Source organism: Rhizobium sp. SYY.PMSO, assembly GCF_046840415.1.
GTDB lineage: Bacteria > Pseudomonadota > Alphaproteobacteria > Rhizobiales > Rhizobiaceae > Rhizobium.
The window spans coordinates 2,166,149-2,186,393 of sequence record NZ_CP177349.1 but is presented as its reverse complement, the minus strand read 5'-3'; the positions used below and the strand labels follow the sequence as shown (position 1 = coordinate 2,186,393).

The window sequence follows — 20,245 nt, the reverse complement described above, 5'->3', positions numbered from 1 at the left end:
GGTATCAGATGCGTCTCATTGTAGTTGGCACGGGCGGCATGGCGAAGAACCATGTGGAGCATTTTGCCCGCATTCCCGGCGTCGAGATTGTCGGCGCCGTCGACACGGATGCGACGAGGCTCACCGCCTTTTGCGATACGTTCGATATCAAGAAGCGCTTCCTGTCTTTGGACGAGGCGCTGGCCTGGGGTGAGTTCGATTCGGTGACGAACGTCACGCCGGACAAGGCTCACAATCCGACGACCCTGCCGCTGCTTGCCGCCGGCAAGCACGTTCTCTGCGAGAAGCCGCTCGCGGAGAACTATGAAAAGGCACTGGAGATGACGGAAGCTGCCGAAAGGGCAGGGGTCGTCAACATGGTCAACCTGACCTATCGCAATGTCGCGCAGCTGCAGAAGGCGCGCGAGATGGTGATTTCGGGCGAGATCGGCACGGTCAAGCATGTGGAGGCCTCCTATCTGCAAAGCTGGCTCGTCTCCAAGGCGTGGGGCGACTGGCGCAGCGAATCCAAATGGCTGTGGCGCCTGTCGACCGGGCATGGCTCCAACGGTGTTCTCGGGGATATCGGCATCCACATCCTCGACTTTGCCGCCTATGGCGCCGCGACCGATATCGATCACGTCTTCGCCCGGCTGAAGACTTTTGCGAAAGCACCCGGCGAGCGCATCGGCGAATATACGCTCGATGCGAACGACAGCTTCTCGATGTCGGTCGATTTCGCCAACGGCGCGCTCGGCGTCGTGCATGCGAGCCGCTGGGCGACGGGGCATCTGAACGAGCTGAAGCTGCGTATCTACGGCGAGCGCGGCGGCCTGGAAGTATCCCACAGCCCGAACGGTTCCGAACTGCGCGGCTGCCTTGGCGACGATACGGAAACGGCGACATGGCGGGTTCTTGAGGTGCCGCCGGTCCCGACGAACTATCAACGCTTCGCCGAGGCCGTCATGACCGGCAGCAGTCAGGACCCGAGCTTCCGTCACGCCGCCAACTTGCAGCGCGTGCTGGATCTTGCCATGGTGACGGAAACGGAACGGCGCGAACTGAAGGTTTGATGTCATCATCGGCCTTCGGGCAACGCCTTGGGAGAGGTTCGAATGTCGACCGAGGAAAAAGTTGCAAGCCACTATACGCACGGATCGCTGGAAACGGCGATCCTGCAAACGCTTGCCGAGAACGGCAAGGATATCGACAATCTGCGCCTTCGCGATCTCGCAGGCGTCGATGAGTTTCATCTGGGGCGTCATGCGGCCACGGCGGAGTTCGCGCGCGATCTCGATCTTGCCGCCGGTCTGCTGCTCGCCGATATCGGCTCCGGGCTGGGCGGACCCGCCCGCCATTTTGCCGATGCCTATGGGTGCACCGTATCGGGCATCGATCTCACCGACGAATTCGTTCAGGTCGCCAATTCGCTGACGGCCCGATGCGGTTTGGCGGATCGAGTGTCGTTCCGGCAGGGGAGCGCATTGTCGCTACCCTTCGAGAGCGGCGGCTTCGACCGCACGACGCTCATTCACGTCGGCATGAACATCGAGGAAAAGGCCGCGCTGTTTGGCGAAATCAGGCGCATCCTCAAGCCGGGCGGTCGCTTCGGGCTTTACGAAATCATGCAGATGCGCGAAGGCACGCTACCCTATCCTATGCCGTGGGCAATGACGCCGGAGACAAGTTTTGTCCGCAGCCCGGCAATCTATCGCCAGCTGCTGGAGGAAGCAGGCTTCGTGGTTGAGCTGGAGCAGGATCGCAGCGCCCTGGCAATTCGGCTGGCGCATGAGGCGCGGGCCAAGGCAGCGTCGGCAGGCGAAGGGGGAAATCCCGGAATTCGCACGCTGATGGGGCCACGGGCATCGGAACGGAGCGGAAATGTCAACACGTCTGTGGAAGCCGGCCTGCTGGCGCCGATCGAGATGATCGCCCGGGCGGTGTAAGGGCCCGGATGCCCCGCATCGCGATCCCGGCGCTTTCCTCGGGCCTCGATTTTCCGTTCGGCAGCCGGATCATCGATCTCCCCGCAACATTCATCATGAGCCAGCCGGGTGTTTATCTTCCGCGGCGGTGTGTCGCAGCATGTCCGGTCGTAGCGGACAACAGGCGGTTCTGACGGCTTTGCGCCGGAGCGCTCTGGACGGGCGGCCGATGGATGTTGGTCAACGCTCCTATCGCGCCATCCGTTTTCCTGCCGAACGGCGTTCCGATAGCGGGACTTGCAATTGTCCGGCTAATCATTCAGGCTTGTCCGCATGGTGATTGGGGGTCGGCCGATTTCGCCGTATTTCTGCCGATTCCGAGGTGAATCCCTTTCGGGAATCGCGACAGTTCGTTTCATGACAAACCACCGCTCGTTGTGGACAGACTCTCTTGCGAAATTCGACTAATCAACTCATATAATCGGCTATTGTGATCACCGCATAACATAAGGAGTCGGGTGTCAATCGGGAAGGGACAGACGAATATCCCAAGCTTCGAGCCTGTCGCCTCTTCGGGATCCGCATGCGAATCCCCCGGGCCAAGACTTCTTCCCTGGACAGCCCTTAGAGACAGACATGACGGAGAGCCCCTTGAGCGCACCTGCTCCCACTTCCAATCAATCTCCCAGTCCGGAACAGACCTTCGGCACTGCCGGCATCGCGCCGATGGATCGTCCGAGCGCCACGACGCGCTTTTTCATGGGCATCGTCTCATGGGCCGAGCGGCTCAATCTGAAATATGCCAAACTCGGCAATCCGCCGGTCTACGACAATGCGACCTTTCCTTGGGCGGCCGAGATCGAGAAGGACTATCCCGCCATCCGCGCGGAACTCGAAAAGGTACTGCTGCGCCAGAGCGAGCTGCCGACCTTCCAGGACATCTCCACCGACGTTAAGACCATTTCCACCGATACGCGCTGGAAGACCTTCTTCCTTCTCGGCTTCGGCGTGAAGTCGGAGCAGAACATCAAGGCGTGCCCGAATACGTGGGCGGCCGTTCAGAAAATCCCGGGTCTGACGACAGCGATGTTCTCCATCTTCGAGCCGGGCAAGCATCTTCCCGCCCATCGCGGCCCCTATAACGGCGTGCTGCGCCTGCATCTCGGCCTCATCGTGCCGGAGCCGAACGAGAAGCTCGCCATCCGCGTCGACAAGCAGGTTTGCCATTGGCAGGAAGGCAAGGCGCTGATCTTCGACGACGCCTATGAGCATGAAGCCTGGAACCATTCCGACAAGACCCGCGTCGTGCTGTTCGTCGATTTCGTCAAGCCGTTGAAGTTCCCGGCCCGCTTCGTCAACTGGGCCTTGATGAACCTGGCGATCTTCACGCCCTTCATCAAGGAGGGCCTCGATAACCACAAGGAATGGGAAAAGAAGTTCTACGCCCAGGCCGAAGCGTTGAGAAATCGCCCGAAGGCTTAATCAGGCCGGTTGGTAATATAATAAAAACCCCGGAATCCCTGCGGATTCCGGGGTTTATTTTCAGGCCGTCCGAGCTTGTCCGTCAGGCCGGCTTGTCCGTCCCCTCGCTATCGTCGTCGTAATATTCTTCGGCCGGCTGCCGGGCATTGGCCATGCCGTCCAGATTGCCGAGCAGCGCGGAGATGGCATTGTCGCCGTCGAAGCCGGCCTCCTTCAGCAGACGGTCGAGGATCGGCTTGTTGGCCTGGTAGGAAAGCAGCTGGCCGGCAAGACCTTCGCCGAGGCCGACGCCATTGCCGCTGCTCGCTCCGGTGCCGTTGCGGCCAAGCATGCCGCCGGTGTCGAAAATCCGGATGTCCGAGATCTTCTCGATTGGTTTGACCGCTTCCGCAAGGGCTGCGGGCACGATGCGGATGCGCTCGCGGGTGATTTCGAATTCGATGATGGCGGGGCTGAGCTTGTTGCGCGCCTCGTTGAGCAGCGCCTCGCTTTCGGCCGTCGCCTTACCGGTTTCGAGAATACCTTTGGCCTTGATGATCGCGGCATCGGCCTCGGCGGTCGCCAATGTCTTGATGGCGTCCGCCTGGTCGGTGGCGGCCTGCTTTTCGGCTTCCGCCGCAATCGTGACTGCGGTTGCCTGGGTCTGGGCGCGCTTCTGGGCGTCGATCACGGCGATCTGCTTTTCGCGCTCGGCGATTTCGACGGCCTTGGCGGTGCCGACTTTTTCCTCAGCAGCGATGGCGAGCGCGCGGGCCGCTTCAGCCTTTGCCTTGGCCTCCGACTCCTCGCGGCTCTTGTTGGCAACCGCGATGGCGCTTTCCTGCGCGACGATCTGGTTGTCGCGGCGAGCTTCCGTCTCACGCTGCTGCACGGCGCGGGTCGAGTCGATGTTGGCGGATTCGCGGGCCTGCTTCGCAGCGGCCTCGCGTTCGGCGATGGCTTGCTCGGAAGCGATGCGGGCTTCCTCTTCGGCGCGCTTGGCGGCCTGTTCCTGCTGCGCGGTTTCCGCGCGGGTCGCTGCCGATTTGTTGGCGATGTCGCGCTGCTGGTTCAGCTCGGCCTCGCGCTTCGTCCGCTCGATGGTCAGCGATTGCTGTCGGGCCTCGAGGTCTTTCTGGGCGATGGCGACTTCGGTATCGCGCACGACTTCGTTTCGTTCCTTCTTGCGTGCCTCGGTAACGCGGGTCAGTGCGGCAAGACCATGCGCGTCGAAGAAGTTGTTGGCGTTGAAGTGCTTGATATCGGTCTGGTCGAGGCGCGTCAGCGACACGGATTCCAGTTCGAGACCGTTGGACTGCAGGTCGGAGCCGACCGCATCCTGCACGGCCTTGACGAAATCCATGCGCTGCTCCTGCAGGGCATCGAGGCTCATCGTGGCGGCGACGGAGCGCAGGCTGTCGACGAACTTCGCCTCGATCAGCTGGCGCAGCTGCTCGCTGTCGTTGGTACGGTTGCCGAGCGTCTGGGCGGCGAGCGCGATGGAGGAGCTGTCCGGCTTGACGCGGACATAGAACTCGGCGCCGATATCGACACGCATGCGGTCCTTGGTGATCAGCGCGTCGTTCTCGCCGCGCTGGACTTCCAGGCGCAGGGTCTTGAGGTTGACGCGAGCGATCGAGTGGAAGATCGGCAGCACGACGGAACCACCGTCGAGCACGACTTTCTGGCCGCCGAGGCCGGTTCGCACATAGGCTTCATCCCGGCTCGAGCGAACGTATAGCGAGGCAAGGACAAAGCCGATCCCGAGGATCAGGACGAGGCCGATGCCAGCGGGAAGAATAAGGTCGTAAAGGCCGTTCATGAATGTTGCTCCGTAGAGGATTTGTCATCGGACCTGACCAGGTCGGATGGGGCGGAAACTGCGATGAAGATGTCGGCCTTGCGGTCGACAAGCAGAACTTTGGCGCTGATCGGCAAAGGGCTTTCGCCCTTGGCGGCGCAGGCGCGCAGCTGATGCCAGTTGCCATGCGCATCCTTGACGCTGACGCGGCCGGGCAGGCCCTGATCCAGAGGGCCGATGGAAACCGTGCCGGTGCGGCCGACGAAATCGGCGGCGTCGACGGCATAGGTTTCATCGCGCGGCACGATCCTGGCGATCGTGCGGGTCGAGCCCCGAACGAGGGGAATCGTGACGAGGAGCGCCGGAGCCGCGGCGATCATAGCCGGCAGCGGAGTCCAGGCGATGTCGGCCACCGTCTGGATGGCGAAGCCTGTCACGGCGAAGATGCCGAGCACCAGCATGATCAGGATCAGCAGCGGCACGCCGCCGATATTGATCCAGGACAGCAGGCCGGCGATCACGCCTTCGTGACCTTCGAAATGCGGCTTGCCGATGAGTTCGCTCAGCGAGAAGCCGAGCAGCATCGACAGGATTTCGATGACGGTCAATCCGACCAGGATCATTGCCGCAATGGCAAAGGGCGCACATTCGGGTGCGAGGAAGAGGTGCATCGGTTACTGGCCGTTGGCCTTGAAGCGGGCAAGGCGTGCTTCGATGGCTTGCTCCCGGTGCAGGCGGTCGAGCTCATCGAGCTCGGCACTGGTGGCGGGTTCGCCCGACGGGACGCCGGTCAGGCGCGAAACGGCGGCGGCTGCGCGGGCTGCCCCGGCTGTCGGCGTTGCGCGCGGATTTCCGCCCGCTGCTTCCTCGGGCGCATGTCGGGCAATGCTGCGCTTGAAATCGACCAGCCGCGCTTCCGCCTCGCGGCGGGTTGCAAGCACGGCCTGAAGCGCCTTCTGGCCCTCGTCGATCTGCGCATTCGCATCCGCGAGAGCCTTGTCGAGCGCGGCGGTCTGGGCTTCGAGATCGATCTGGCGCGCGATGCCGGCCTTGGCGAGATCTTCGCGGTCGGTGGAGATCGCGAGCCGGATCTTTGCCTCCAGAGCCGCGAGATCCTCGACGATTTCGTTGCGGCGGCTCTGGATGCGGTATTCCTCGGCGCGCGCCTTGCCGAGATCGGCGCGCGCTTCGTCAGCGGCCGCATCGATCTCGCGCAGCGCCTGCTCGATGACGGCGACCTTGTTGGCGCCTTCTACGGTGTCGACTGCGGCATTGGCGAGGCCTGCGATCAGCCGTCCCATGCGGGAAAGAATGCCTTCATGCATCGTCATGTTATCCTCCGTTCGGGGGGAGTTTGGTGTTACCCCGATGTGAATCGCATAGTGGCCGCCATCGGCGATCAGATAGGCGGGGATATTGCTATCCCAGCCTTTGAAATAGCCGGCCACGTCGAAGGGCACGGCAACGCGGCCGCGAACCGTCGAGATCGTCAGGTCTGACGGACCCTTGATGGCAAAGAGCTTCTCATCGAGCGGCAGCCGGTTCGATCCGGTGGGCTCGCCTCGACTGGCCGCGAAATCACGCAACCCGAGCGTCACCAGGCGCGCGGGCAAGGCGGTGCGTTCGCGGATGGTCTCATAGGCAAGGTCGTGAAGCGTGACGAGGTTCGCACCGGCTCTGTCCGGAACGATTTCCGCCAGTAGTTTCATCATCTGCCCGTATGCGGCAAAGGTGTCGTCCAGCGCCTGCCGTGCCACCTCATCGGGTGCGAGATCATATCGCAGATGAGAACGGTGGGATGTTGCGTTTACCTTGGCCATGCCCTTCAAGTAAAGCACCGCTCAGGTGCTTTTCAAGGGATGGCGACATCAAACATGAATGAATTGTAATGAACGATAGGCCGCATAGGTTGCAAAAACTTGATGCTTCACGCTTCCTATGGGCGATGGCTTCTTTCGAAGCCTCGCGCATATGTGGTGAGCATGATTGGGCGAAGCCATTGCCGATCGAGAGCCATGGCGGATCTATCGCGATATGAATCCCGTTCCGGACAGAGGGCCGGCCGCCGATGTGGCTACTTCACGGTCCGCACGATAGCCGCACCCGCCGTCATGCCGCCGCCGAAAGCGACGAGGCCGAGATTGAGGGGTTCGGAGCGTTCGTTGGCGACATGCAGCATGGCAAGCGGAATGCTGGACGAGCTGGTATTGCCATAGGTCTCGATGACGCTCAGTGCCGGGCGGCCGCTGCGCTTGGCGATGGTGTCGATGATGCGCTGGTTGGCCTGATGCGGTACGAGCAGATCGAGATTGGCAAGCTCGATACCCGCGTCGACGCAGGCATTCTCGATCGAGCGGGTCATGGAATGTACGGCTTCGGTGAAGACCGAGCGGCCGTTCATGGCGATGACGCCGTCGTCCGGCAGCGGCACGTAGAGCAGGTCTCCCGGCTCCGGCCGGCCGCTGACGATCGGGCGGCTCGCCGTAAAGAGCGGGTTGCGCGCCATGTCGCGGCTCGTCACGAGGCTGGCCGTGGCGGCATCGCCAAAGAGGATTGCGGTGGAGAAGTCGTTCATGTCGAGCAGCGGCGACAGGACTTCCGAGGTGATGATGAGCACCTTGGCGTCGTTTTGCTGCGCGATGAAATCGTGGGCCTGCTGAAGCGCGTAAAGATAGCCGGAGCAGGCGGCACCCATGTCGTAGGCGGCAAGCGAGGGCCGCACGCCATCTTCCGCGACGGCAACCGCGACGCGGCTTGCGAGCGATGGCGTGGCGATATCGGGCGTTCCGGTTGCGGCAATCACCAGATCGATATCGTGGATGGAGATCTGGTTCTGCCGCAGCAGGTCGCGCGCGGCCTTCGCGGCAAGACTGAGCGTGCCTTCCTCGGGGCCGACCCAGAAACGGCTTTTGATGCCGGTCAGTGCGAAGATTTCCTCGGCCCGCCGGTTCGGCCAGTTGTGGATGATTTCTTCGTTGGTGACGCGACGGGCTCCCGTGGCGAAACCGATGCCGTTGATGGCGATTTCCGAGAAGTTGCCCGAATGACGTCGCAATGTCGGGATGACATGCGACTTCAGCCGGCGAAGCACGAATTTGTTCTGCGTCTCGGAAGCAAGCGCGAAATTCTGCTCGCTCAGATCGCGGTTGGCGTCGACGGTCAGAAGCGGGCTGTCGGTGGCGATCTGGTCGCCGATCCTGGCGAAGACTTCCTGCACCACGCCGCCGATATTGGCGCAGATTTCGACGGAGGCTTTCGTCGCCTCGACGACGGCAACCAGCTGGCCGACCTCGATCTTGTCGCCGGGCTTGACGAGCAGATCCGTCACCAGCACGTTTTCGTCGGCTGGGCCGGAGCCGATCGCCTTGATGGCAGCCGTCGGGCCGCTGTCGTCTTCTTCGTGCCAGGTCACTTCACATTCGAGCACTTCGGCCATCAGGTCGACCAGCTTGCGATAGGAAGGCAGGGTTTCGAGCTGATTGCGGAAATTGAAGGGGATGTGGGCATCCGAGCGCGCAAGCCTGCGCACGACAACCGGCACATCGGTCTTTTCGGTGACGGTGGCGATGATTTCCGCCCCCATGCCGACGGTGCGGTTGTCCTCATGAACGACGATCAGGCGGCGGGTGCGCCTTGCGCTCGCCAGCACTTCCTTCTCGTCCCATGGCGAGATCGAGCGAAGATCGATCACCTCGACGGAAAAGCCCTGGGCTTCGAACGCGCTTGCCGCATTGGCGCAGAGCGAAACGGTGTTGCCGTAGCTGACCAGGGTGATATCGCGGCCGCGGGCGACATGGCGCGACAGACCGGGATGGACGAAATGCCTGTCGAGATCCTCGGACGTGCGGCCGTCGGAATTGTTGAGCACGGCCTTCGGATAGAGGAAGACCGTCGGGCGCCGCGACTCGAAGGCGGCGTTGAGCAGGCCGGCGGCATCGCCGGCGCTGGAGGGCATGACGACGTCTATGCCCGGCGTATGCGCCAGCATCCCCTCGAAGCTCTGCGCATGGAACGGGCCGAGGCCGGGCTTGTAGCCGCCGCAGCTTACCATCAGGATCACCGGGGCTTCCCAGGCGCCATTGGTGCGCCAGAACATGCTGCCCATTTCCGAGACGATCTGGTTGTAGGCGAGCGGCAGGAAATCGGCGAATTGCAGGAAGGCGACGGGGCGCTGGCCGGCCAGCGCGCGGCCGACGGCGGTGCCGACGATGGTGGATTCGGTGAGGGCGGCGTTGCGTACGCGGCCGGGATATTTGTTGCTGAGGCCGCGGGTGACGCCGAAGACATCGCCCTTCGGGTCCTCGATATCCTGGCCGAACAGCACCACCTCGCTATTGGCGGCAAGCTGCCGGTCGAGAACGGCGTTCAGCGCCTCGCGCATCGTCAGCGTCGACGCGCTGTCATTGCCGCGATATTCCACCTTGCCATCGAAGGAAGCGGGGTAGGGAGCCTTTGCATCCGGCTCGACCTTGGGAGCGTCTTCCTTACGGGCAAGAGCGGCCTCCGCCTGCACTTCCGCAATCAGATCCTGCTCGATCTTCTGAAGCGCGTCGGCGTCGACACCTGCCTCGTGCAGCATGGCCCGCAAGCTCGGCAGCGGGTCACGCGAGGAGCCCGCCTCGATTTCGAGCAAGGTGCGATAGGTCTTCTGATCGTCGGCGTTGGTGTGATCCGAAAGTCGCTCGACGTTCAGAAGCACGATGCTCGGCGTGCGGTTGTTGCGGCTGTGGCGGACGGCCTTGCGGAACGCTTCGCGCGATGCCGCCAGATCGTCGCCGTCGGTGCGAATGATATCGATGCCGTAGAAGGAAGAGGCAGGCCCGGCGGGAAGGTCGAAGAAGGTCTGCCTGCTGGTACGCGTCGAGATGGAGAAGCTGTTGTCCTCGATGACGAAGACGACGGGGTATTGGCTGCGCACGGCCTCGGCGATCGCTTCGAGGAATTCGCCCTGCTGTGTGGTGCCGTCGCCAGCGCAACAGATGGCAATCGGCATGCCGGGCTTGTGCTTCAGGGAAGCGCCGACGCCGACGGCATGAAGCGCATTGTTGCCGACGGGGCCGACGATGGACGTGATGTTGAGAGCGCGGGAGGAAAGATGCGCGCTCATCTGCCGGCCGGCGGAGTGAGAATTGGCGGTGGCGAGGAGGCTGGAGAAGAATTCCCGGATGGGCATGCCGCGCGCCAGCATCAGGGCCTTGTCGCGATAATGCAGGTGCAGCCAGTCGTCGTCCTGAAGAAATTCGTTGAGCAGCGCCGTCGACTCATGTCCGGCGCCGGAAACATGAAAGTGTGCTATGCCTTGCTTGATGAATTCTCGCTCAAGGCGGTCTATTTCTCGGGAAATGAAAAATAACCTATGAAGCTGCTTGAGGTATTCTTTGGTAAACCTCCCTTCCATCTCAATGATTTTCCTAATCTTTCGTCTAATTCAATTGCTTGGACCTAGGTAGACCCCTAGGCAGCCTTTTTCAATACACGTTAAATGACAATATCTTTTCGGTTTGAAATCGAAATACGCATATTGCCGGGCGGAAATTTTTCCTGATGTTTCTGTCCACAAGGCATGGTCGGCAAGGCGCCGCCGGTGCCTCATAACATGCTCCATCGAAAGGCGGCTAGAGCGCTTTTGGTTTTCTTCGAATTGCGAAAACCTCTATCCTTTTGTTTTCACGCAATTCCGGACGGAAAACCGCCATGCACTTTTCCTGTAATTGCTCTAGCCGGATCTGCGGATCGAGGCGTCGGCGCGCTGCCTTGCCGCTGCGGCGTTTGCCGCCTGTTCTTCCTTTAGGATCAGTTCCTTGGGCTTCTTGCCGATGATTTCCCTGCGGCCTTTCCTGGAGAAAGGTTGCGCGAGCTGGGCGAGGAAGCCCTTGGCGACTTTGCCGGTAATGCCGATGTCCGTCGAGGAGGGACGCGGCGGATTGTAGAAAGTGCCGAGAAGCTGGTCCCAGATCACGAGGTTTTCCCCATAATTCGTGTTGCCTTCGGCGAGCACCTTGGAATGATGCCAGCGATGCAGGCGCGGCGTGGAGAATATCAGATCGAGCGGGCCGGTGCGCATATCGACGTTGCAATGCGTGAGCAGGCCGATAAAGGCCGTGACCGCGCCGATCCAGAGGAATACCGGCAACGGTGCGCCGAGCAGATAGAGAGGAATCTGGCCGAGCGCGATCTTGAACAGCGTGTCGATGACATGGAAGCGGCCCGTGTTGATGACCCACAGGCGCTCGACGCTGTGATGAAGGGCGTGGAAGCGCCATAGCGAGAGATGCTCATGAGCCAGGCGATGCGCCATGTAGAGGCCGAACTCGGCAATCACCAGGCCGAGCGCCACCTGGAATACCATCGGCCATTGATCGGGCCAGAAATGCGAATGATAGCTCAACGCCGGCTGCGCGACGGTCGCGACGGCCATGGGAAAGGACGTGCCGATCGCGGCGGCAATCTGCACGCCGCCCTTGTTCAGCAGCGTGTGAGCGACGTCGTTGAACGTCTCGTCATCCCGTTTCAGCCAGGTCTTCTGATAGGGCATGAGCCTTTCGAAGAAGGCGATCACCGCCACCGTCGAAAGATAGACGACGTTGAACCAGAGCAGGTGCATGTCCGAGTTGAAGGCGAAATAGGCGCCGGTCAATCCGGCGCAGAGAATCGCGGGCCACAACAGGGATGAAACAGCAGCGTAAAGACGCGAACTGCTTTGAAATCTCATTCCATCGTCCTCAGATTCTGATAGGCGAAAAATTGACGCGTGAGTATGCGCGATATGTAGCGCGATGATTGTGGAGTCGAAAGCGAAATTTTTCCGTTGGCCGATTACGGGCGACCGGGTTGGAGGTCAGGACATGCGGATAGTGGAAGCGGAAGACGCGCATCTGGAGGGCTGGACGCGCTTGCGCGCAGAACTTTGGCCCGATGGTTCGCTCGAACGTCACCGCGCGGAGCTGGCGCGGTTTCGCTTGGCTAAAAACGGGGTTGCTTTTCTGGCGATCGATTCTGCCGGTCATGACGTCGGCTTTGCTGAAGCGGCATTGCGGCACGATTACGTCAATGGCTGCGAGACGTCTCCGGTTCTCTTCCTCGAGGGCATTTATGTGCGCGGTGAACATCGGCGGCAGGGCGTTGCACGGGCGCTTTGCCAAGCCGTCGCCGCATGGGGGCGGGTTGCCGGTTGCCGGGAGTTCGCCTCGGACGCGCTGATCGACAATCTTGCGAGCCATGCCTTCCATGCCGCACTCGGCTTTATCGAAACCGAGCGCGTGGTTTATTTTCGCAAGCCCCTGTAGGCCGGAACTGCGGGGCGGAGTCAGTGTGGGGCGGAGTCAGAATGTCAGCTTGGTTTTCTGATGCCCGGCCTCGTCGAAATTCCCGGGAGCGAGCCAGCGCTCGTAGCCGGCCTTCAGCCGCGGCCAGTCGGTGTCGATCATGGCAAACCACGCGGTGTCGCGGTTCTGGCCTTTCGCAACCATATGCTGGCGGAAGATACCCTCGAAGACGAAGCCGAAGCGTTCGGCCGCCCGCTTCGACGGCTCGTTGAGATCGTTGCACTTCCATTCGAAACGGCGATAGCCGAGCGTATCGAAGACGTAGGATGCGAACAGATAGAGGGTTTCGGTCGTCACGCGGCTACGGGCGATGGCAGGCCCCCACAGGATGCTGCCGATCTCGATGACGCCATGCGCGCTGTCGATCCGCATCAAAGCCTGCCGTCCTTCGGCGCGGCCCGTTCGCTTGTCGATCGTCGCGAAGAAAAGCGGATCGGCACCGGATGCCGCTTTATCGAGCCATTGAGTGAAAGCGGCACGGTCGGCCGGTACATCCTCGAAAAGATAGCGGAAGCGCTCTTCCGCACCGGGCGCCCGGGCTGAGGCAAACAGCTCGTCGCCATGGCGGGCCGGATCGAGCGGTTCGATCCTGGCATAGCGGCCGTCGAGGGTAATGCGTTCGGGGCGGGCCACACCCTTCCAGTTCGTGAGATCCATGTCACAGTCCTTTGGTCATCAGATGCAGTCTAAAGCAATTCCAGGAAAAGTATGCAGCGATTTTCCGTTCGGAATTGCATGAAAACAAAGAGATAGGCCGGTTCAGCGATTCCGTGAAACGCGGAACCGCTCTAGCGAAGCCGGCCGGATCGCAGCAGCTCTGCTAGGGATTGCGGCAGCTCTATCCCTTCGGGCAAGCCGGGCGCCGGCTGCGGCGGCACCAGACGACTTTCGATGGGCAGCACGCCGGCCCAGACCGGATGGCCGGCCTCGTCGATATCCCCCGGCGGACCGTTGCGGATCTTGGCGCTGGCTTCATCGATCTTCATCCGCAATATCGACGTCGCCTTGACCTCCTGCCGGGTCATCGGCCGCAGGCTGTCCCAGCGGCCGGGAAACAGGTCTTCGACCAGGCGGCGCAGCGCATCGGTCTTTTCCTCGATGTCATCGATGAGGCGAGCCGTGCCGAAGACCATGGCCGAGCGATAGTTGACCGAATGATTGAAGGCCGAGCGCGCAAGCACATAGCCGTCCATGATGCTGCAGGTCAGGCAGACCGGCATGTCCTGCGCCGCGCGCAGGAAGCGGCTGGCAGACGAACCGTGCCAATAGACATGATCGTCCTCGCGCCAATGCAGGGTCGGCGTCACATAGGGCGCGCCATTGATGACATAGCCGACATGACAGAGCGGGGCGGCATCCAGAATCGCATGGACGTCGGCATGCGCGTGGCTGCCGCGCTTCGGGCTGCGCCGCACGCGGGTACGCTCCGTGGTCGCATAGGTCTCTGTGTCGGGCGGGCGGAGATCGGTCATGTCTTCCTCATCGATTGAGCGTTGATCTCTGCCAGCAAAGGGGTAGGCTATAAATAGCCAGTTTCTTGATTTTCAGCAGACCAGTTGAGGTTTCATGGCAGCGGTGGCGCAGTGGCCGGCACTCGACCGGACTTCGGGCGATCTGGAGGGGCAGGTCTATCGCGTGATGCGCGACCGGATCCTGCACGGACAAATGCCGGCAGGTCAGCGCGTGCCATCGACACGGACGATGGCGCTCTCGCTCGGCGTTGCGCGCTCGACCGTTGTCAATGCCTATGATCGCCTGAAGGCGGAGGGCTATCTGCAGTCTGCGACCGGTGCGGCAACGCGTGTCGCCGCTTTCCCGTCGGCACCCTTGTCCGGGCGTGCCGCCGCGCCGCTGCCGAACCAGCCCCGCATTACTGAATTCAAGACCGGGGGATTGTTCGAGCCCGGCGTGCCGGATGTTTCGGCCTTTCCCCATGCCGCCTGGGCGCGTTGTCTCGGCGCCCGCGGCCGCTCTCTGCGGGTGCACGATCTCGGCTACAGCGACCATGGCGGCGTGCGCGAACTGCGCGAAGCCATCCTCGAACATATCGTGGCGACGCGCGGCGTGATTGCCCGTCCCGAACAGATCGTCATCGTTCCATCGACCGGGGCTGCAATCGGGCTTCTCGCGAGCGTGCTGATTCGTCCAGGCGATCCGGCCAATGAGGTAGTCTGGATGGAGGAGCCGGGTTATGCCAGCGCGCAGGCGATTCTGCGCATGGCCGGGGCCAGCCTCGTGCCGGTGCCTTGCGATGCCGAGGGCATCGATATTGCCCGCGGCGCCGGCTCGCCGCCACGGCTGATCTATGTCACGCCCTCGCATCAATATCCGACCGGCGTCACCATGAGCCTGCCGCGTCGGCTCGCCCTGCTCGAATATGCTCGCGCGAGCGGCGCGATCGTGCTGGAAGACGATTATGACAGCGAGTTCCAGTATGCATCGCGCCCCATCGCCGCCTTGCAGGGCATCGATCGCGACGAGGTGGTCGCCTATATCGGCACCTTCTCGAAGACTCTCGCGCCCGGCCTGCGCGTCGCCTATGCCGTCGTTCCCTCCAGGCTCGTGACCGCCGCCGAGGCGGCGCAGCGGCTTAGAGGAGCTGTGGTGCCGATCCATATCCAGGCGGCGCTTGCCGATTTCATGCGGGAGGGACGGTTCCGCGCGCATCTGAGACGCATGAACGGAATTTATGCGGAGCGCATGGCAGCTACGGTCTCTGCACTCGATCGCCATTGCGGCGCCCGGCTCGAGGTCGGAGCGGGTGGCGGCGGGCTGCAGCTGGCAAGCTGGTTCCGGGAGGTCGAGACCGACGATCTCGCCGCAGCGCGCATCATCAATGCCCAGGGTTTCGCGGTGCGGCCGATATCGGCGCTGTATCTCGGCCCTGCGCGGCCGGGGCTGCTGCTCGGCATCGCCCGCATGGAGGCGCAGGCGGCGGACGCGGCGGCGGCGAAGATCGCAAGGCTGCTTGCGGCGCCGCCGGTCAGCGCCTGAGGAACATTGCCCGGTATTCCCGTGGCGTCACTTCCTTCAGCGCCTTGAACTGCCTGTTGAAATTGGCGAGCGAGGCATAACCGACCGCATCGCCGATGTGATGGATAGCCTGATCCGTGGAGGAAAGGCGGGCGCAGGCATCGCCGATGCGCATGCGCATGAGATAATCCGATATCGTTCCGCCGGTATGGCGGCGGAACATGCGGTGCAGACCGGAGACGCTGAGCGCCGCGATATCGGAAAGCTCGTCGAGGCCGATCGCGCGGGCATAGTGAAGGTGCATATGCGTCAGGACACGGTCTATGCGCTCGCGGCTTTCCTTGCTGTCCGGCGCCTGAGCCGGCGCGCTGGCGAGCGGTATCGCCTGCCGGTCTTCCGCGACCCGCACCAGAATGCCGAGCAAGGCCAGAAGGCGCTCCACGGGCGGCTTTTCGAAAATGGTTTCGAAGGCGGGGCGGACGGCTGCGGAGGTCGCTGCCGAGAAGCGCAGGCCGTTGTCTCCATGCCGCAGCATCGCCTCGATCGCTCGGAATTCGACGGCGCCGCCCGTCATCTGCTGCAGCCACTCACGATTGAACCAGAGCACCAGGGCGATATGCGGCGTCTCCTCTTCGATCTTGGCGCGCGACACCCAGCTGTGCGGCAGGTTGGGGCCGACCAGCACGAGATCGCCGTCGCCATAGTCCCCGCTATGGTCGCCGATGAAGCGCTGCCCGATGGAATTCAGGGTGAGCGTCAGCTCGAACTCCGGATGGTGATGCCACTGAAAGGGAATGCAGTCGTCGAGCCGGCGGTTCAGCATGCTCCAGGATGCTTCCGGCGAACGGGGCAGGACTTCGAGATAAGGCCTCATGGGGCGTCCGTAATGACAAGGAAGCCAGAATAGTATCAGAACTGGCCAGAGCCGGGCAACATCGAAGCGCCGCTTGCAGCTACAAGTTTTCCGTCACCCGAAACCAAAGGGGTAGCCGAGATGGAGGAAACCGATGCAGCCTGCCTTGAAACGAGACGCTCACCCGACCGCATCCACGGTCACGACGCAACTGAAGGATATCCGGAAGACGCTGCCGCTCAGGGTGTTGTCAAAGGACGATTGGCAGCATTGGATCACGAAGGGCTATGTGATCGTGCGTCAGGCGGTGCCGGCGGTGAATGTCGAGCGGCTTGCCGACGTTTTGTGGCGTTTTGACGAGAAGGACCCGAACGACCCCTCCACCTGGTATGCGCCGCAGCGGCGCGAGCACAAGATGAAGGAGCTCAACAACACCGGCATGCTGGAGATCTACAATCACCAGTATCTCTGGGACAACCGGATGGAAAAGCGCATCTACGATGTCTTCGTCGACATCTGGGATCGGGAGGATCTCTGGGTCACGATCGATCGCGCCAATCTCAATCCGCCGAAGAAGGTGAAGGGCAATCCGAACGGCTTCATCCACTGGGATGTCGACACCTCGATCCGCCCGTTGCCGATCGGCGTGCAGGGCGTTCTCAGCCTGAAGAAGCAGGATGGCGATGTCGGCGGCTTTCAGTGCGTGCCGCAACTCTTCGAGCATTTCGAAGAGTGGGAAAAGACGCAGCCGGCGGATCGCGATCCCATGCATCCCGACATGACGGGGCTATCGGTCGTCAACATCGACATGGAGCCCGGCGACCTGATGATCTTCAACTCGCTGCTGGCGCATGGCGTGCGCCCCAACCACTCGGACAACCGCGTTCGCATGGCGCAGTATATCTCCATGCATCCGGCGGAATACGACAATGTCGCCGAACGCGAGGAACGTATCCGCCTGTGGCGGGAGCTGGACTCCCCGAAGCGCGATGCCTTTCCGGGCGACCCCCGCGACTGGGAAAAGCACAATGCGACCACGGCCGAGCTGACGCCGCTCGGTGAGAAGCTGCTGGGCCTCAAGCCCTGGTAAGCGGCTGAAGATCGACTTTCTGAAAGACATCGAGCGGCCCTTGGCCGCTCGAAACATTTGTCGAGATGTCCGGAGTGCGGCGCGCCCGTCAGGTCTGGTTCCAGCGGCGGATGACCGGCTCGGTCAGATCGTGCTCGTAGCCGAGCACGCTGATGCTTGTGGTATCGAGGACCAGATGCTCGCCGCCTTCCGGCGGCAGGCCGACCCAGCGGGCGGCAAAGACGCGCAGGAAATGGGCGCTGGAGAAGATCAGGACGGGCCCGTCGATGGCGCGCAGTTCGCCGATGATCCGGTCGGCGCGTGCGCCGACGTCGGCGGCCGTTTCACCGTTCGGGCAGCCATCGCGAAAGACCTGCCAGCCGGGGCGCTCGGCAAGGATCGCCTTGGTGGTGATGCCTTCATAGGCGCCGTAATCCCATTCCGCCAGATCGTCCTTGACGATGCGCCGGTCCCCGAAGCCGGCCAGCGCGCAGGTGTTTTGCGCGCGCTGCGACGGACTGGACCAGACGGCGGCGAAATCGATCGAAGGCAGGCGGTTGGGAAGATTACGCGCAGCTTCCTCGCCGGCAGCGGTCAGGGGAATATCGGTCCGGCCGGTATGCCTGCCGGAAAGGCTCCACTCCGTCTGTCCGTGCCGTACGAGATAGACTTCGGGATAGGCGCTGCTCATGCCGGTTCTCCTTTTCGCGGCGGATGCGGAATTCTTCGCATCTGCGAAGAGTTCTGTCGAGAGTTAAAGCTGGATGGAAGGCGGGGCGACAACAGCCTGCAAATCCAAGAGCTTGCTGGCTGTTGTGAATCTCATCGTTTCACGGCGCGGCGAACGCTGTAGAGCAGGATGGCGAGGCAGCCGAGCAGCAGGAGGAGCGCTCCTGCCAGCGGCGGCATGGCGAGAAACTCCACCGCTCCGGCAATCACGAGAATGAGGATGAGGCAGAGCGTGGCAAGGCTGCCGTCATCGATGAACATGCCGATGAGCTCGGACAGGGCGATGCGCAAAACGGTCATTGGGCTGCCTTTGCTGTTTGGGTGCCGCGCATGCTGCGGATGATGGCATAGGAGGCGAGCGACACGACCGCGAAGATGGCAATCAAGGCGAGATCTGCTCCCGGCCAGTGCGCGCCGATGCCTTCCCCCGTCCAGAAGATGCCGAAGCTTGTGAGCATGAGGCCGACGACGAATTTAAGCGTATTTTCCGGCACACTGGCGAGCGGGCGATGGACCAACAGCCCGATCAGCATGACGAGCACGAAGGCGGCCAGCGCGCCGAGGCCGGCATAGAGCGTCAGCCCATGCGCCCCGCCGACGGCGATGACGATGAACACCACTTCCACGCCTTCCAGCAGCACCGCCTTGAAGGCGGCGAGGCCGGCGAGGTAATCGGCGCGGCGATCCGTGGATTGCGCTTGCAGCGAGGCCGTCTCCTTCGAGAAGGCCGCCGCCTCGTCATGCAGGGCGATGACGCCCAATGATCGCAGAATGGCCTTGCGAAGCCAGCGCATGCCGAACAGGATCAGGAGAATGCCGACGACGAATTGCAGCGTCTCGATCGGTATCAGTGCCAGCAGCGGCCCGAAGATCAGCACGAGGGCGGCCAGCACGGCAAGGGCAAGGGCGGCACCTGTCAGGGCCGGGCGCCAGCTGCGGGTGACGCCGACGGCCAGTACGATGGTGAAGGCCTCCACGACCTCGACGAACGAGCCGAGAAAAGAGGCCGTCACTGTGGAGAGAATGGGTGTGAGGCTGTTCATGAACTGATTCTCAAATGAATGGTTAAAGGTTTGAATTCGCGTTATTTTTCCGGTCGACTTTGTTGGGGTGCCGAGGGTGGATGCCCGTCCGTGGCCGCGTGTTTCCGCTGCCGGCGCGGCCTGTTCATTTGCGTTTCCTCGTGCCGCGTTTGCTCCATGCCTTGTCGATGGCGCCTCGCAGCTGGCTGAGCTGGTCGAGGCTGTCGATGGCGGCCGTCCTGTCCTTTGCCGCCAGTGCGACGATCAAGGCTTCGATCAGCACCAGCGTACCGCCGTGCATGGCGAGATGGCCGGCATTGCCGCGTGGGACGGGCAGGACTTCAGCCACCTTGTCGGCAACCAGCGGGCCGAGATCGTCGCTGATCAGGATAACCGGCACGCCATGCCTGTTTGCATGTTCGAGCAATATGTCGACCTCGCGATAGAGCGGCGCATAGGCCATGACGAGTACCGCATCGCCTTTGCCTATCCAGAGCAGGCGATCCGCAAGGGCGACGCCGGAGGTGGAAATGGCGTTGGTCGGCAGGCCGATGCGGTTGAATTGCAGACTGGCATAATCCGCCATGGCGCCGGATGGCCCGATGCCGAAGACGTGGCGGCGGGCCGCGCCTGCCAGCATATCGACGCAGCGTTCGAAGCTCGCGGCGAATTCCTCTCGCTGCAGCACGTCCAGAGCCCGTTCATGCATGGCAACGACGTGGCGAAGCGCATCGCCGGCATGACTGCCCGTTTCAGCCAGCGTCCGTTCCAGCCGTGCGCCGGGTGAGGGCGTTCCGGTCAATTCCGCAAGCAGGGCCGCGCGCAGCGTCGCAAGGCTTTCGAAGCCGAGGGCGCGTGCCGTGCGCACGACCGTTGCGTCGCTGGTGCCGGCGGTCTGCGCGATCTGGGCTGCCGAATTCAGTAAGGCGGCCTGCTTCTGATCGATGAAGAAGCGGGCGATGCGCTGTTCCGCGGGCGCCAGCGTGGCGAGCATCCCGAGAACGCGATCGTCGAAGCTTTGAAACTCCTGGGTCATTCCGAAGTCGCCGTTATGTAGCAAATGTTACCGATATAAACATAAGTAGCATTTGCTACATGAAAATGACAA

18 protein-coding genes are annotated in these 20,245 nt (G+C 62.3%); 6 read left to right on the top strand and 12 right to left on the bottom strand.

Features of this window, described 5'->3' with window-relative positions; translation table 11 throughout:
- Positions 1-8: 8 nt before the first annotated feature.
- From ACJJVH_RS10580 to ACJJVH_RS10570, 3 genes are all read left to right on the top strand, one after another.
- Positions 9-1,052, top strand: coding sequence for a Gfo/Idh/MocA family protein (locus tag ACJJVH_RS10580; protein WP_112801794.1), 1,044 nt, complete (start codon positions 9-11; stop codon positions 1,050-1,052).
- A gap of 42 nt (positions 1,053-1,094) precedes the next feature.
- The gene (locus tag ACJJVH_RS10575) at positions 1,095-1,925 is read left to right on the top strand and encodes a class I SAM-dependent methyltransferase (RefSeq protein ID WP_412063880.1); all 831 of its coding nucleotides are present in this window, start codon (positions 1,095-1,097) and stop codon (positions 1,923-1,925) included.
- Positions 1,926-2,540: 615 nt separating this feature from the next.
- Positions 2,541-3,386 carry an aspartyl/asparaginyl beta-hydroxylase domain-containing protein gene (locus ACJJVH_RS10570; protein WP_112801798.1) on the top strand — a complete coding sequence of 282 codons (846 nt, stop codon included), beginning with the start codon at positions 2,541-2,543 and terminating at the stop codon, positions 3,384-3,386.
- A gap of 82 nt (positions 3,387-3,468) precedes the next feature.
- Here ACJJVH_RS10570 and ACJJVH_RS10565 read toward each other — a convergent pair whose 3' ends face one another.
- The 5 genes from ACJJVH_RS10565 to ACJJVH_RS10545 all read right to left on the bottom strand — a co-directional run bounded on the left by ACJJVH_RS10565 (position 3,469) and on the right by ACJJVH_RS10545 (position 11,878).
- Positions 3,469-5,187, bottom strand: a complete 1,719-nt coding sequence (locus ACJJVH_RS10565) for a flotillin family protein (protein ID WP_412063879.1) — start codon at positions 5,185-5,187, stop codon at positions 3,469-3,471.
- The gene (locus tag ACJJVH_RS10560; RefSeq protein ID WP_412063878.1) at positions 5,184-5,837 is read right to left on the bottom strand and encodes an OB-fold-containig protein; all 654 of its coding nucleotides are present in this window, start codon (positions 5,835-5,837) and stop codon (positions 5,184-5,186) included. The genes ACJJVH_RS10565 and ACJJVH_RS10560 overlap by 4 nt, the downstream gene beginning before the upstream one ends.
- Before the next feature lie 3 nt (positions 5,838-5,840).
- Positions 5,841-6,986, bottom strand: a complete 1,146-nt coding sequence (locus ACJJVH_RS10555; RefSeq protein WP_412063877.1) for a PspA/IM30 family protein — start codon at positions 6,984-6,986, stop codon at positions 5,841-5,843.
- Positions 6,987-7,240: 254 nt separating this feature from the next.
- Positions 7,241-10,564 carry a thiamine pyrophosphate-dependent enzyme gene (locus ACJJVH_RS10550; protein WP_112801804.1) on the bottom strand — a complete coding sequence of 1,108 codons (3,324 nt, stop codon included), beginning with the start codon at positions 10,562-10,564 and terminating at the stop codon, positions 7,241-7,243.
- 318 nt (positions 10,565-10,882) lie between these two features.
- Entirely contained in the window at positions 10,883-11,878 is a 996-nt protein-coding gene (locus ACJJVH_RS10545; protein WP_412063876.1) for a sterol desaturase family protein, read from the bottom strand.
- Positions 11,879-12,011: 133 nt separating this feature from the next.
- Here ACJJVH_RS10545 and aac(6') point away from each other — a divergent pair, with 133 nt between their 5' ends.
- Entirely contained in the window at positions 12,012-12,452 is a 441-nt protein-coding gene (gene aac(6') / locus ACJJVH_RS10540; protein ID WP_412065157.1) for an aminoglycoside 6'-N-acetyltransferase, read from the top strand.
- Between the two features lie 36 nt (positions 12,453-12,488).
- Here the strand turns inward: aac(6') and ACJJVH_RS10535 are convergent, their stop codons facing one another.
- Positions 12,489-13,148, bottom strand: a complete 660-nt coding sequence (locus ACJJVH_RS10535) for a GNAT family N-acetyltransferase (RefSeq protein ID WP_112801809.1) — start codon at positions 13,146-13,148, stop codon at positions 12,489-12,491.
- 131 nt (positions 13,149-13,279) lie between these two features.
- Positions 13,280-13,963, bottom strand: a complete 684-nt coding sequence (locus ACJJVH_RS10530) for a pyridoxamine 5'-phosphate oxidase family protein (RefSeq protein ID WP_113356428.1) — start codon at positions 13,961-13,963, stop codon at positions 13,280-13,282.
- A 94-nt stretch (positions 13,964-14,057) separates the two neighbouring features.
- On the opposite strand from ACJJVH_RS10530, the gene ACJJVH_RS10525 reads away from it, so the two are divergent.
- Entirely contained in the window at positions 14,058-15,485 is a 1,428-nt protein-coding gene (locus ACJJVH_RS10525) for a PLP-dependent aminotransferase family protein (protein WP_412063875.1), read from the top strand.
- Here ACJJVH_RS10525 and ACJJVH_RS10520 read toward each other — a convergent pair.
- Positions 15,475-16,338 (bottom strand): helix-turn-helix domain-containing protein, encoded by an 864-nt coding sequence (locus ACJJVH_RS10520; RefSeq protein WP_412063874.1) that lies wholly within the window; start codon positions 16,336-16,338, stop codon positions 15,475-15,477. The two genes, ACJJVH_RS10525 and ACJJVH_RS10520, sit on opposite strands and share 11 nt — an antisense overlap.
- 133 nt (positions 16,339-16,471) lie before the next feature.
- Between ACJJVH_RS10520 and ACJJVH_RS10515 the strand changes: the two genes are divergently transcribed.
- A complete protein-coding gene (locus tag ACJJVH_RS10515; protein ID WP_412063873.1) occupies positions 16,472-17,407 on the top strand; it encodes a phytanoyl-CoA dioxygenase family protein in 936 nt (311 codons plus the stop codon).
- 88 nt (positions 17,408-17,495) lie between these two features.
- On the opposite strand, the gene ACJJVH_RS10510 is transcribed toward ACJJVH_RS10515, so the two are convergent.
- The 4 genes from ACJJVH_RS10510 to ACJJVH_RS10495 all read right to left on the bottom strand — a co-directional run bounded on the left by ACJJVH_RS10510 (position 17,496) and on the right by ACJJVH_RS10495 (position 20,173).
- Complete coding sequence (locus tag ACJJVH_RS10510) at positions 17,496-18,077, bottom strand: histidine phosphatase family protein (RefSeq protein ID WP_113406067.1); 582 nt, start codon at positions 18,075-18,077, stop codon at positions 17,496-17,498.
- A 131-nt stretch (positions 18,078-18,208) separates the two neighbouring features.
- Positions 18,209-18,415, bottom strand: a complete 207-nt coding sequence (locus ACJJVH_RS10505) for a hypothetical protein (protein WP_113356433.1) — start codon at positions 18,413-18,415, stop codon at positions 18,209-18,211.
- Positions 18,412-19,158: a COG4280 domain-containing protein gene (locus ACJJVH_RS10500; protein ID WP_113356434.1), complete on the bottom strand. Its 747-nt coding sequence runs from the start codon at positions 19,156-19,158 to the stop codon at positions 18,412-18,414. Before ACJJVH_RS10500 ends, ACJJVH_RS10505 begins: the two co-directional genes overlap by 4 nt.
- A 124-nt stretch (positions 19,159-19,282) precedes the next feature.
- Positions 19,283-20,173 (bottom strand): MurR/RpiR family transcriptional regulator, encoded by an 891-nt coding sequence (locus ACJJVH_RS10495; protein WP_113406069.1) that lies wholly within the window; start codon positions 20,171-20,173, stop codon positions 19,283-19,285.
- Between the last annotated feature and the right edge of the window lie 72 nt (positions 20,174-20,245).